General features: G+C 61.0%; 6 protein-coding genes. 1 reads left to right on the top strand and 5 read right to left on the bottom strand.

Features of this window, described 5'->3' with window-relative positions:
• Position 1: 1 nt before the first annotated feature.
• Complete coding sequence (locus tag B3Z70_RS06260) at positions 2-4186, bottom strand: glycosyltransferase (RefSeq protein ID WP_292045001.1); 4185 nt, start codon at positions 4184-4186, stop codon at positions 2-4.
• A gap of 251 nt (positions 4187-4437) precedes the next feature.
• On the opposite strand from B3Z70_RS06260, the gene B3Z70_RS06255 reads away from it, so the two are divergent.
• The gene (locus tag B3Z70_RS06255; protein ID WP_292044999.1) at positions 4438-6588 is read left to right on the top strand and encodes a glycosyltransferase; all 2151 of its coding nucleotides are present in this window, start codon (positions 4438-4440) and stop codon (positions 6586-6588) included.
• Here B3Z70_RS06255 and B3Z70_RS06250 read toward each other — a convergent pair.
• The 4 genes from B3Z70_RS06250 to putA all read right to left on the bottom strand — a co-directional run bounded on the left by B3Z70_RS06250 (position 6585) and on the right by putA (position 13109).
• The gene (locus tag B3Z70_RS06250) at positions 6585-7937 is read right to left on the bottom strand and encodes a right-handed parallel beta-helix repeat-containing protein (protein ID WP_292044997.1); all 1353 of its coding nucleotides are present in this window, start codon (positions 7935-7937) and stop codon (positions 6585-6587) included. The genes B3Z70_RS06255 and B3Z70_RS06250 overlap by 4 nt on opposite strands.
• The gene (locus B3Z70_RS06245; RefSeq protein ID WP_292044995.1) at positions 7934-8197 is read right to left on the bottom strand and encodes a hypothetical protein; all 264 of its coding nucleotides are present in this window, start codon (positions 8195-8197) and stop codon (positions 7934-7936) included. The genes B3Z70_RS06250 and B3Z70_RS06245 overlap by 4 nt, the downstream gene beginning before the upstream one ends.
• Positions 8198-8285: 88 nt before the next feature.
• Complete coding sequence (locus tag B3Z70_RS06240; RefSeq protein ID WP_292044993.1) at positions 8286-9626, bottom strand: glycosyltransferase family 4 protein; 1341 nt, start codon at positions 9624-9626, stop codon at positions 8286-8288.
• 348 nt (positions 9627-9974) lie between these two features.
• Complete coding sequence (gene putA, locus B3Z70_RS06235; RefSeq protein ID WP_292044992.1) at positions 9975-13109, bottom strand: bifunctional proline dehydrogenase/L-glutamate gamma-semialdehyde dehydrogenase PutA; 3135 nt, start codon at positions 13107-13109, stop codon at positions 9975-9977.
• Between the last annotated feature and the right edge of the window lie 101 nt (positions 13110-13210).

The raw sequence follows: 13210 nt of genomic DNA, 5'->3' as shown, positions 1-13210 counted from the left end.
GCTACTCCGTCGGCAGGCCAAGATCCACCAGCATTGTCTTGAGCCGAGATCGGGCGGCGTCGATGGAGAAAGTGTCTTGGGCCGCCTTCACTGCGTTGCATGAAAGCCGCTCCCAAAGGACGTCGTCGCGGAACAGCCTGACGACCGCCTCGGCGAACGCCTCAGGGTCCTCGCACACAAGCACGTCCCTGCCGTCTTCCAGAAACATGCCTTCCACGGCAGTTGGCGTGGCGACCGTCGGCAACCCAACCGACAGACTGGCCGCTACCTTTCCCTTGACGCCAGCGCCATAACGAAGCGGAGCGAGGTTAACGCGCATAGACTTGTAGAAGGGATCGAGATCCTCGACGAACCCGACGATGTTGATGCCCTGCGAGGGATTATGAAGCGCTTGGATTTCCGGGGAGACGTCCGCCCCAATGATGCTTAGTTCGGCCAGCGGGTCGCGTGATCGGACACGAGGCCAAATCTCCGAACACAGAAACACGGCGGCATCGGTGTTCGGGGCATGTTTGAAACCCCCAACAAACATGGCGCCTCGGCGGCCGGCGGCCGGAGCGCCGACTCCCGGCACGTCACGGACGATCGAGATTAGGTAACGGCGGGTCTCGGGCGAAATCTCGCCGATATAGTCGTATTCGAGCGAGCTTAGCAGGATGGTCGCATCGCTCAGTGTCATGACCTTCAGCTCTTCTACACGCGTGCGCAACGCGTGCTCCATGTCTTCCGGGGATCCAGAAAGCTCCGCAGCCCGATGCTCACGCAGGAAGTGTAGATCGACCGTATCAAACACAACCCGCGCGTTAGGCGCGAACTCCCGAATGGGGTCGATGACGTGGCAGGCGGAGGAGGCGCGATAGGTCATAACCAAATCGAACTCCGAACCAAAATCGCGCAGGAACATCCAAGGTTGGTCGACGTCCCCCTCAAGAGGGCATCGAATTCCGAGCATCTGGAGCGCCCTGGTGTAGCGCCCGGCATGCTTCAGATCCTGAACCGGCAGGAAGGTGACCTCGTATCCCAGCTCAAGGAAGATCCGCATGTACCAATAGATATCGATCGAGCCTGAATCGCGGTCGGGCGTTGGCGTCAATGCATCGGTAAAAAGCACCTTGGGTTTGTGCGTGTGAACCAGGGCTCCGGCGGTCTTCTCAACCCCGGCGTTCAACTGAATAGGCCGTAGGGAGTCACTCCGAATGGCCTGGACGAATGGGTTCACTCCGACTTCAAGTCCGCGTCGGCGGGCCTCGACGGCGAGGGCGAGAAGAGCGGCTTCCCCGGAGCTCCCGACGCCCAGACCGCCCAAGTGACGGAAGCCATCCGTGTCGACAGCGACAACAAGCGGCCAAAGAAACTCGGTGGAATGCACCGAGGCGACACGGAAATCGGTCATGGGCTGGCCGACGTTCAGCGGGACGAGGTCGCCGTTTTGGTTGCGAGTTGCACCTGCCGCGACGACCCGGTCTTCATGATCTACCTCAAGAGCGCCGCACACCACCATCAAGGGATTGGCGCTAAAGAGTTCAGGGAAGGTGCCTAGGTCGCCGGACACCTGGGTTTCGGCTCCAAAGACGATCACCGTGGTGGCGCTGGCGGAGGTCCTCAAATGATGATCGATATGGTCGATAACGTTTGCGGCCGCGGACGGTACCGTGATGTATCGCGACCCGGCCCAATTCGCCACGTCGCCGCATAGGATGATCTGAGCGCCGCTCTCGGCGATGCGCGCAACATTTTCGCTCGCCTTCGTCGAGGCTTGACGCTCTAAAGTGACGATGAAAACCGTGAGATCTGGCGTTGATGCGGGAGGGTGTGGCGATGGGGCCGCCGCAGTGATCGCGATCTGAGTCGAGACCGAAGGCCGTTTCTTTCTCTTGCCAGTGAGGACGCGGATGATCCGCCGTCCGCGCTGCTTCAACCTATGCGGCGAAAAATATTCCCGAATTTTCCGAGTCCGACGGACCAGTGTCCATGTGACTGAACCAGAAATTTTCTCATAGCGACGTTGAGCGCTTTGACGCAGAGCTTCGGCGTCCTCTGCGCGACGACGAAGGATTTCGGCTTCATGACCGGCTATTTGGACCTGACGGGACAGAGCCGCGACATTGGCCTGCGCCTCCGCAAGCAGACGATCTTGCTCTACCGCCAGGGTCTCAAGGGCGCTTCGTTCACCGAGCACGCGCTCCAGATCGCGACGCGTCTCGTCGAGACGCGATGTCAGAGAGGTCCGAACCGTATTGTCTTCCACAATTTGGGTGGACAGAAGACGCAGCTTTTCGCGGGCGTCCGCAGCCTGACTCCAAGCGGCTTTGGCGTCCTCGATGAGCTTATGATTCTGGTCTCTCTGACGTTCGAGGGCTTCTGCATCAATTCCCCTCTGGCGCTTCAAGCCGCCAATGGCCACAGCGACGTTCTGAAACAACGCCTGCATATCCGCCGGATCATCGAAACCGCCGCCTTCGAAGGCTTCAGGATCGTTGCGGAGCCCGCTCGCCAACTCGGACAAACGTTCCAGATTGGAGGCGGCCGCTGTCGCCTGTTCGCGGGCGTCCAGAACCTCGGCGGCGAGGCTTTGCGCTTGAGACTCTGCGGCGCTCAGCCTGCCTTTAAATTCCGTTAGTTGATCCTGCGCCGCACCGAGGGCAGCATCTAGCTCGGCTGCATGGTCGGTCGCCTCCCGAAGGGCGGTTACGGCCTGTTGCGTTTCCGCTAACACGCTAGCATGAGCCGCCACCTCGTCCTTTAGGCACGCATTCTCGTATTCGAAAGCGGCGACCCTGGCATTTGCGGAAGAAGCCGCCTCCTGAAGTGCGGCCAAGTCCTGTTGCGCTTCCGCCAGCGCGCCGGCGCGAGCCCCAACCTCGTCGTTCAGGGAAGCGTTTTCGTGTTCGAGCGCGGCGACCCTGGCATTTGCGGACGAAGTCGCCTCCTGAAGCGCGGTCAAGGCCTGTTTCGCTTCAGCGAGCGCGCCTGCGCGAGCCTCAACCTCGTCATTCAGGGAAGCGTTTTCATGTTCGAGCGCGTCAACCCTAGCGTTTGCGGACGTCCTGAATTCCGCGTGGGTGGCTTCAACCTTCGCCAACCCGTCCTTGAGGGCGGCGATTTCCTCATCTCGTTCACGAAGACTTTTTTCCTGCGCGTCGGCGACGCCGCCCACATCGTCTTTAAGGCGGATCAAGCGCAGCGTTTCCTCCTCAGCTCGGGCAAGCTCGGCCCGTCCTGAGGCGACGGCATCGTTCAGTGCGGCGACCTGATCCATGAAGGCGTTGGCCGCTACATCCTTTTCTACTGTGGCGTGTTCAAACTCGTCGAGTAAATCTTGAAGAGTCGCTTCGGCCTCTGACGCGCCTGAACTGGACCAAAGATGGCCGACAATCTTGGCCATAGCCACAGGCTTAATTGGGAAGGGCGCGCAAGCTAGAAACGCCCAAAGCGGCGGTCGCTTCAGCCGATCTCGAATCTCCTCATCATAGCCAGCCTTGGCGTCAGAGAGGTTGGTGTAGAAGGTGTTTGGAATCGAAAGATAGGCGGCGAAGTCCTCCCATTTGAAAGGCAAGTCGACGTGGCCGTTGTCCCAAAAGGCAAACGGAATGCCGTAGGCTGCAGCGACCACAGCGCCGTGCAAGGAAGCAGTCAGCACAAAGTCGGCGGAAGCGATGCTGTCGATGACGCGGCGGATTTGCACGGGGCCGGCGGCGATATTTGTCCGCAGAACCACATCGCAACCTGCGTCAGCAAAGTCGCCGTCCGGCCTGCGGTCCCAGAAATGGGGGATGCAGATCGACTTGCCCGCAGTCAGACGAAGCCGCCGCGGCGCATAAAGGGCCGGCAGGAAGAAGGCGATATCGCCCTGGGGTGTTGCCGCCCCGAGCTTGAGAACCGAAGCCGTCTTGGGGCCGCGTACGGCGAGAATCTTAGCTCGGTGGATGCGGTCCTCGCTAAGACCGTTTTCATCGCGCACGCCACAGCCCCAAAAGACGACCTTAGGCTGCTGCTGCCCATCCTCTGTCAAATCCGCTTCAGGCACCAGGAAGTCGGCGATGACGCTGCCGATGACGTGGACCGGTCCATCGTGCCAAGAAATCGGTTCGAACATTTCTTGACTAAGAAAATCGGCTAGATAGTCGCCGAAATTCTTGACCTCATCCTCCTGACGCCAGTGCCAAATTTGCGATCTGCGGCCCATGGTAACTTTCACTGAAAAGAAGGACGAGAGCGTCAGCGGGGCGACGCTACGTCTGACCTTTATGCGGTCTCGTGGAGATCGCCAAGCGCGAGCCTTACCATATCTTATGCGCGCGCCTCGCGGCCGAGATTGCCTAGGGGAGGGTTCGCATCTATCAGAGATTCGCAGGTTGAGCGAGTTCGTCTCGCCCTGCGCGGGTCTATTTCGTTTTCGGAATCGGCCAATCTGGATCGTATTGGCGAAGATTGCGAATGAAGCACTGGAAGTCGCTGCTCCGCTACCTCGACGGCCAACTTCGTATCGCCCTGCTGGCGGCCGCTGAGGCACGGTCCCGTCAGGATTGGAGCGAGGCCGAGCGCCACTATGAAGTCGCCCTTGCGCGAGATCCCATGCAGCCTGCCGTCATTCTTCAACTTGGTCACGCGCAGCGGGAGAGGGGGCGTCTACACGCGGCCGAGGCCACCTATCGTCGAGCTATCGCGACGCGCCCCGGGTATCCCCAAGGCTACCTCTATCTCGGCCACACCCTAAAAGCCCAAGGTCATTCTAGCGCGGCCATCGACGCCTACGCTCAAGCGCTCGAGACCAATCCGGGGTTCAGGCCTGCCCGAGATGAGCTGATAGCGGCCGGCGCTCGCAATCGCCTCCCCGAAACGGCTTATGGCCGGTCGGCGGCGACTGAATCACTAGGGCGCATCAGTGCAGACCTAGATTCCGCTTTGGCCGAGATGCGCCAGTGGCTTACGGTTTCAGCATATCCCCAGCAGGCTTATGGAGCCTTCAGGAAGGCCTTTCCGATTCAGCCGCCACCGGGTTCCGTGGCGGCCAAAACCATTGTCATTGTTCTGGATGCGACTTCTGCCCCACCGTCTGCCCTCCGCCGAACCTTGGCGAGCATCACGGATCAGAGAGATCACGATTGGGTAGTGATTGTTAGGGCATCGCAGACAGTCCGTACACATTCCATCGCCAGCATGGAGTTGGTCGATAATCGCGTCCGCTTCGTCAGCGAAGCGGTCGAAGAGGTCATGTCTACGCTCTCGGAATGGGACGATTGTGGGATCCTGCTGACCCAAACGGGAGCAGTACTCGACCCGGAAACGATCGGGTGGATGCGTTATGCGCTTGAGCGCTCCCACGGCCTTGCGGCGACTTGTGACTACGACCATTTCCAAGAGCATTGGCGAACGGGTTTGATCCTTATGTCTCCTGTGCTCGAAGGCGCGGCAGAGCCTTACGACGACCATCCGTCCCGTCCTCCGCCGGGCGCGCTGATCGTAGATGCCTCACTGAAGGAGTTGCTGGAGGAAGCCTTACGGTTCAGCGATGAAAGCGAACAGCGCCGGGCTCTGGGCCGGATGGCCCGCCAAACGACTACAGTCGGCCGTCTGGCTCGTCTGCTAATTAGCCTGCCGGAGGCCACGGCCTTCAGCCCAGCCTCAACGCCCGCCACCGCGCCGGACGGCCCGCCGGTTGGGGAACCAAAGAGCATTCTCGTCGTCATACCCACGCGCGACCAGCCGGCTGTGCTCTCCAAATTTATTGAAAGTCTGTACGCAAAAGCAGCCGTCCCGACATCAATCAGACTCGTCGTAATCGACAATCGCAGCCAGTCTGCCGAGGCACACAAATTATACGCGAGGCTCTCGCGCTCGCAGGCCATCAAGGTTTTGACGGCGGACGAGCCTTTCAACTGGTCGCGGCTAAACAATCTCGCCACCACAGCTCTGCAGGGGGATATCCTGCTTTTCGCCAATGACGACATAGAAATGTTGTCACCGGAATGGGACCGGCGTCTTCGCGAAGCTCTACGCCCGACGGATGTCGGAGTGGTAGGCGCGCGGTTATTGTATGCAAACGGCACCCTCCAGCATGGTGGCACTATACTCGGCGGATATGACGGCAGGCCGATGCATGAAGGCGTCGGCGCCACAGCGAACACGCCAGGCCCATTGGGCCGATGGATCAGAACGCGACGCGCTTCCTCGGTCACAGGGGCCTTTCTGGCGACGCGCCGGGAGGTGTTCGAGCAGGTGGGAGGATTCACTACCCGCCTCTCCATCGCCTACAACGACGTCGATTTTTGTCTCAAGGTACGCAGCGTCGGCCTTCAGGTCTGCTACGCGGCGGACATTGAAGCTACCCATCACGAGTCCCTTACTCGCGGGGTGAACAATACGCCCGAGAAAATCGCTTGGGATGATGGCGAACTTGCAGATCTTTATCGGCGATGGGGTAAAGATCTATTTCAAGACCCGACGGTCAATCCACAATGGAGTGACGCGCCGGGAAGGCCGTTCGAGGGTTTCCGGGACATCTCTAGGACGCAAATTCAGGAATATCTCGAACTGACAAGTCGCCCAAACCCTTGGCATGTCAAGCCAGTCGATACAGCATTCTAGGGCAGCAGCTCGCCACGAGGGCCTGAACACCGCACCCGGCATCGATTTCCAAGTGCCTTGAAATCGCGCCCGGGACCAGCACGCCCAATCCATAACAGTGACGCCGTCTTCACTTGGATCAGCGTATTGCCCTTGATCGAAAGGTTTTCGTAGCGGGCTTCGTCCGAAACCACGCCTATGCCATAATTTGTAGCAGGCGAAGGGCGGTTATCAAGAACGGTGTTGCCGATGATGGCAATGTTTCGGATACGCACAGCGGGCCCCAGAGTGTCTCCCACCAGGATGCCGAAACTATCCACCCCCGGGTGCGCCGTACCGGTGTTGCGGATGATGTTGTTTCGAACGACAACGGCCTCAATCTGACCGCCAAGGTCCAGCCCGATGTGAATGCCCTGTTGCGCGGCTTCTTCCACGAGATTGTTCTCCACCAAACAACTGCCTGGCGCATCAATTCCGAAAAGGCCGGCTCGTCTCACAATATTACCGATGATACGCGACCTGCCGAATGGCGTGCCGTCTTCCGATACACCGATGCCATCGTACCCCGCCTGCCGATTGTCGTCGCAGACGTTGTGTTCGATGAGGGTTTCATCGCTGGAAGGGTCGAAAGCAATCATGAAGCCGCCTTCGACGCCTCCAAGCGACCCAGTCCCATTAAAGATGCGATCGGGAGAAGTCGCCTTTGTGACGTGGTTGCCGGTGATCTGCGTACCCTTGCAGCCCAACATCGCGGACAGGCCGTGGTAGCCGGTACGATCGATGACGTTATTTGCAAGACGGCCTTCGGTTGAAGACTCCAGATTGATGCCCACCCAACCGACATTGCGGATGACGTTTCCTTCGATGGCCGGACCCACATGCCTATAAGCGCCTGCTCCCCCCGAGATATCGATGCCGTCGAACGACAGGTTGCTGATGATGCAGTTTTGGACCGTTAGACTGGTAGTAGATCCGTTGGCACGGATTCCGGAGATCACGTGCGCTCGGGCCGCCACCCCATCCACCTCAACGCCTCTAACGCCGCTACCACTTCCCGCTGCGAACTCGATCGCCCATTGACCTTGAAACTCCGCAGCCAAGCTCAAGCGGCCGGGGCCGTTGAGCATCCCGCCACCGCCGATGACAAGCGGTTGGTTGATTGTGTAGTTTAGCCCTCCTAGGTCGATCCGCTTGCCGACGTAGGCATCCCGGAACAACCGCTCCGTCTCAGCCGCAGAGGCAGCCGGTAAACGACCCTGGGCCGCGACGCGTGCGCACCCCGCGCTGGTTCCCGGCTTGCAAGCAGCACCGGCTGCCAGCAATCCGGTCAATGCGACGACGATGTCGCGGCGGGCCAAGAGGTTGCTCAAGCCGACAGGAACCTTCCGGTTTCAAGACGCGGACAGATGAACATCCAGAGATCGCCAAAATTTGAAGTGTTCTTGCGCTCGGCGCCAAGCATGAGGAATGTGGTGGTTATGTCGGCACGTCTGACGGCGAGAGGACTACTATTTCCCAAGTCCATCCAATCGACGGATTCCGCAAACACAACTATCCTCCAGACTAGAAAATTTTTGGAATGGTCAAGGGTGAGGGCGGCGAGGACCGTTTCGATCAATGCGTCATCCAAGATGGTTAGCCTACCGTACCAATAAAGTCCAAGAAGACCTTAGCTCGCAAAGGCAAACCGACAAGCGCAGCGTTATTAAACTCTATTTTCAGAGTCCCACGCGGCCATAAAGCTCCTGCAATCGCTTTTGATATGCTTTGGGATTGAAGACCATCGCCCGCTCTTGCCCCCGGACCGCGAGCTCGGTTGCGAGATCTTGGTCCTGGTCGAGCGAAAGAATGGCGCGGGCGATGGTGGAGGTGTCGTAGGGATCAACCAGCAGAGCGGTGCCTCCCGCAATTTCAGGCAAGGACCCCGCCGTGGAGGTCAGCACTGCGGTGCCGAGCGCCATAGATTCCAGCACCGGCAGGCCAAAGCCTTCGTAAAGAGACGGGAACAAGGTTGCTCTCGCGCCCCGGATCAGCGTCATCAACAAGGGGAAGGGGAGATACTCGTACTGACGGACTCGCTCTGCTTCGGCTCCGCCGTTTCGCCGAATTCCGTCCAGGAGCGCGCTCTCGTCTTCCGACATCCAAGCAGCACCGCCCACGATAATAAGTGGGCACGCCGCGCCGCTGGCCAAATAAGCTTCTATGATCCGTCCTAGATTTTTTTTCGGCTCAATGGCTCCGAAATGAAGCATATAGCCTTTCCAGTCGAGGCCGAAGATGCCCTCAAGCTCCGCCAAGATTTCATCTTGCGGACGGTTCATGATCTCGTCGGGCAAGGTGATGGCCTGATAGGTGTTCATGACCCGATCCTCCTCGACGCCGAGAAGCTCGATCACGTCGCGGCGCGTCGTTTCTGAGACCACTGCGATCTGGTCGGCGTTTCGCACGATCATTTTACACATCTGCATATACCGGCCAGGATCGTCGGTTGTCAGATGCGGTAACTTGAGGGGGATCAGGTCGTGGATCGTATAGACATTGGCTATGCCCACGGCACGGACTGGAAGGGTTGCGGTCCAGTGCATGACTGTTGGGACCGGGATCTCGTCTGTGCCCCGGAAGGTAACCGGAGTTTCCGCCCCGTAGTGGACAAATGCCCGGCTGGCGAGCCGATAAAGGGAGGGCGACATCCAATAGTTGTCGACGTCCGGGCGATTTTGATCTCGCCAGACGACCTGTCCGGTTGGCTTGACGGGATATGCGCTCTGACCGAAGCGGCTGATCAGGGTTCGAGCGAACAGTTCGCCCTTGCCCCATTTTCGGCGGACCGTTTCGCAGCCTGCGATGGCGGATTCATCCGCAACGTCGCCGCCATGGCCGCGCGTGACTGGCCCTGCCAGCAGCGACGGGCTGAAGCCCAGAGCGCGCGCGTTCGCTAGCAAGTTCCGACCATAAGTCGCAATGCCCGTACCCTTTGAGAGGCCAATATTGTAGCCGTCGATGCACAAGCGTCCGTGCGGAGCACCAAGCGTGGCAGGAGAGGTCTGGGGCGGGGTCATCGGCTAGGCATACATCAACAATGGGCGGGGAGGATGGCACCACAGCTATCGTTCCGATAGGCAAGCCACCGATTCCGACCACGGCGCCCATCAAACACTTTGGACTATTCTTTTCATCAGCTGTCCACGGTACGGCAGAGGCTGGCGCACCGGACCGGCGGAGGCTAAGGCCATCGATGGTAATGCAATTTTGTTCACCAACAACAGATCTGGAAGTTTACTCCCTCAAAATGAAACCGCCAGACACCGAACTCACAATCATCTAACAATGAGCTCCATTTGAATACCCTAATATAATAGCATATGCGATCAAACGATCGCCGCCTTGTCTTCCCCGCCTTAATTCTCTCACGATAAATTCAACAGCGCCGGATCTCCGCCCTGCGCGGCGATGTTCACGCTGATCGCCTTCTCCGCCGCATAACGGATCAGGCTGTTCGGCCCGCCCGCCTTGGGGCCGGTGCCTGACAGGCCCTCGCCGCCGAAGGGTTGGACGCCGACCACCGCGCCCGTGATCGAGCGGTTGACGTAGACGTTTCCGGCGGGGACCAGGTCGACCACTTCGGCGGCGAAGGCTTCGATGCGGCTATGGACGCCCAGCGTCAGGCCGTAGCCGCGCGCGGCCAGCTTGCCGGCGACTGCCTTCAGGTCGGACGGAGCGTAGCGGTAGATGTGCAGGATGGGGCCGAACACCTCGCGCTCTAAGAAGTCTGGTGTGGGGATTTCGGCGATGGTGGGGGCGAATAGGTCGCCCTTTTCAGCGCCCATCGGCAGGGCGGCGCGGGCGATGATCTTCGCCTCTTTTGACAGACGCTCGACGTGAGCTTCCAAAGCGCGACGCGATTCCGGGTCGATAACGGGGCCGATGTCTGTCTTGGGATCGGCGGGGTCGGCGACGGTCTGGACCGCCAAAGCGCCCTTCAGGCCCTCGATCAGGGCGTCGGCCGAATCCTTGGGCACGTAGAGGACGCGAAGGGCCGAGCAGCGCTGGCCGGCCGAGCCGAAGGCCGACTGGATCACGTCGTCGATGACCTGCTCCTTCAGCGCCGTGGTGTCGATGAACATGCCATTCAGGCCGCCAGTCTCGGCGATGAACGGGATGATGGCGCCGGGGCGGGCGGCGATGGAGCGGTTGATGGCGGCAGCCGTGTCGGTGCCGCCGGTGAAGGCGACGCCGTCGATTCCGGGGTGGGTGACGAGGGCCGCGCCAACCGTCTCGCCACGCCCGGGAACCAGGGCCAGCAGGTCGGGGTTCAGGCCGGCCTTATGATACAGGCGCACGGCCTCTGCGGCGATCAGCGGCGTCTGCTCGGCGGGCTTGGCCAGCACGGCGTTGCCGGCGGCGAGCGCTGCGGCGATCTGGCCGGTGAAGATGGCAAGGGGGAAGTTCCACGGCGAGATGCAGGCGAAGACGCCCCGTCCGTGCAGGAACAGCTGGTTGGTCTCCCCGGTCGGGCCCTTCAGCGTTTCCGGGGCGGTGAAGTCGCGCTCGGCCAGCAGGGCGTAATAGCGGCAGAAGTCGGCGGCCTCGCGCACCTCGGCCACGCCGTCGTTTAGGGTCTTGCCCGCCTCGCGGCTGAGCAGGGCGACCAGCCGATCCAGATCGGCCTCCAGCGCGTCGGCCATGGCGCGCAGGACGATGGCGCGCTTGGCGCCGCCCTGGCGGTCCCATTTGACCTGAGCCTCGGCGGCGGCTTGGACGGCGGCGTCGATGTCAGCCGTCTCGGCTTCCGACACATGGCCCAGCACCTGTGATCGATCGAAGGGATTGGTCACGTCCTGGGCGGCTATACCGGCGCGCAGCTTGCCGCCGATGATCGGGCCGCTGGTCAACTTCTCGCGGTCGACCAGTTCCAGCGCCTTGGCGTGGGCTTCACGGTCGGCGGCCTGAGAGTAATCGCGGCCGAGGGAGTTCTGACGATCGCCATACATGTCTTTCGGAACCGGAATCTTGGGGTGACGGTCGGGCGCCTGCTCGACCAGGGAAATGGGATCGGCCGCGACGGCCGAGGCGGGCACGCGCTCGTCCAGTAGGGCGTGGACAAAGGAGGAGTTGGCGCCGTTTTCGAGCAGGCGCCGCACCAGATAGGGCAGCAGTTCTTCGTGCCCGCCGACAGGGGCGTAGGCGCGGACGATGACGACTTCGTCGTCCCAGGCCTCGTGAGCGGCGTCGTAAAGCGCCTCGCCCATGCCATGCAGCCGCTGGTGCTCGACCGTGACGCCGTGATCACGCGCCATACGCCGCACGGCCACCAGCGTATGAGCGTTGTGACTGGCGAACTGGGAATAGATGGCCGGCGCGGCCTCGATCATGGCCTTGGCGCAGACCAGGTAGTTCAGATCGGTCGCCGCCTTTGTCGTATAGACGGGATAGTCGGCGCGGCCAAACACCTGAGCGCGCTTGATCTCGGTGTCCCAATAGGCGCCCTTGACCAGGCGCACCATCAGACGACGGCCGGAGCGGCGGGCGAGGTCGGCGACGCGTTCGATCGTCTCCAGACCGCGCTTCTGATAGGCCTGAACCGCCAGACCGAGGCCCCTCCAGTCGCCCAACGATGGCTCGTGCGCCAGTCGGTCAAGCAGCTTCAGCGAAAGGGCCAGACGGTCCGCCTCCTCTGCGTCCATCGTATAGTTGATGTCGTATTTGGCCGCGATCTGGGCCAGGCGCAGGATGCGGGGATACAGGGTCGCCCAGACGTCATCCTCGTGCGTCGCCTCATAGCGGGGGGACAGGGCCGACAGTTTCACGGAGACGCCGTGGCCGTGTTCCGGCCCCTGACCCTTGGACGTCTTGCCGACCGCCTCGATGGCGTCGGCGTAAATCTTCTCATAGCGATCAGCGTCGGCCATGGTCCGGGCGCCCTCGCCCAGCATGTCGAAACTGCACAGCCAGCCTTCCTTGTTCGACCGTTTGAGCGCGCCCTGGATGGTGCGGCCGACCACGAACTGCTCGCCCATGATCTTGACCGCCGTGGCCACGGCCTGGCGAATGACCGGCTCGCCCAGTCGGCCGGCGATCCGCTTCAGGAAGCCGGGCAGGTCGCTGCGCGCCTCGTCGTCCACGTCGACCAGCTTGCCGGTCAGCATCAGACCCCAGGTCGAGGCGTTGACGAACAGGCTGTCAGACTGACCCAGGTGGGCGGCCCAGTCAGCCGAGCCGATCTTCTCGGCGATCAGGCGATCGCGCGTCTCCTCGTCCGGCACACGCAGCAGGGCTTCGGCCAGACACATCAGGGCCAGACCCTCGCGGGTGCCCAGCGAGAATTGCTGCAGGAAGCTTTCGACGACACCCTGCTTCTTCTGGCTGCGGCGGGCGTGTTCGACCAAAGCCGTCGCCTCGGCGACCACATCAGCCCGTTCGTTCGCATCCAGAGGCATGCGCGCCAGATTGGCGGCGACGGCCTCGCGTTCATCGCGGAACTTGTGCGCATCCAGACCGTCCCAGGCGGCCAGGCGCGAAGGCATGAAGGCGGGAGTGGTCATCGGCGACAAATCCTGTGGATTTCAGCCATATATGCCGGAGTTCATTGAAGGTGCTTCGTATGATACAAACCTGAGCCGAAGATCGTTCGGCACATAGCCCA

This window comes from Brevundimonas sp. UBA6550 (assembly GCF_002434505.1).
Lineage (GTDB): Bacteria > Pseudomonadota > Alphaproteobacteria > Caulobacterales > Caulobacteraceae > Brevundimonas.
This window is presented reverse-complemented; position numbering and strand designations above follow the sequence as displayed.

Coding starts and splice junctions, on each gene's coding strand:
- B3Z70_RS06260 (WP_292045001.1), bottom strand. CDS start 4,186: ATGGGCCGCAGATCGCAAATTTGGCACTGGCGTCAGGAGGATGAGGTC.
- B3Z70_RS06255 (WP_292044999.1), top strand. CDS start 4,438: ATGAAGCACTGGAAGTCGCTGCTCCGCTACCTCGACGGCCAACTTCGT.
- B3Z70_RS06240 (WP_292044993.1), bottom strand. CDS start 9,626: ATGACCCCGCCCCAGACCTCTCCTGCCACGCTTGGTGCTCCGCACGGA.
- putA (WP_292044992.1), bottom strand. CDS start 13,109: ATGACCACTCCCGCCTTCATGCCTTCGCGCCTGGCCGCCTGGGACGGT.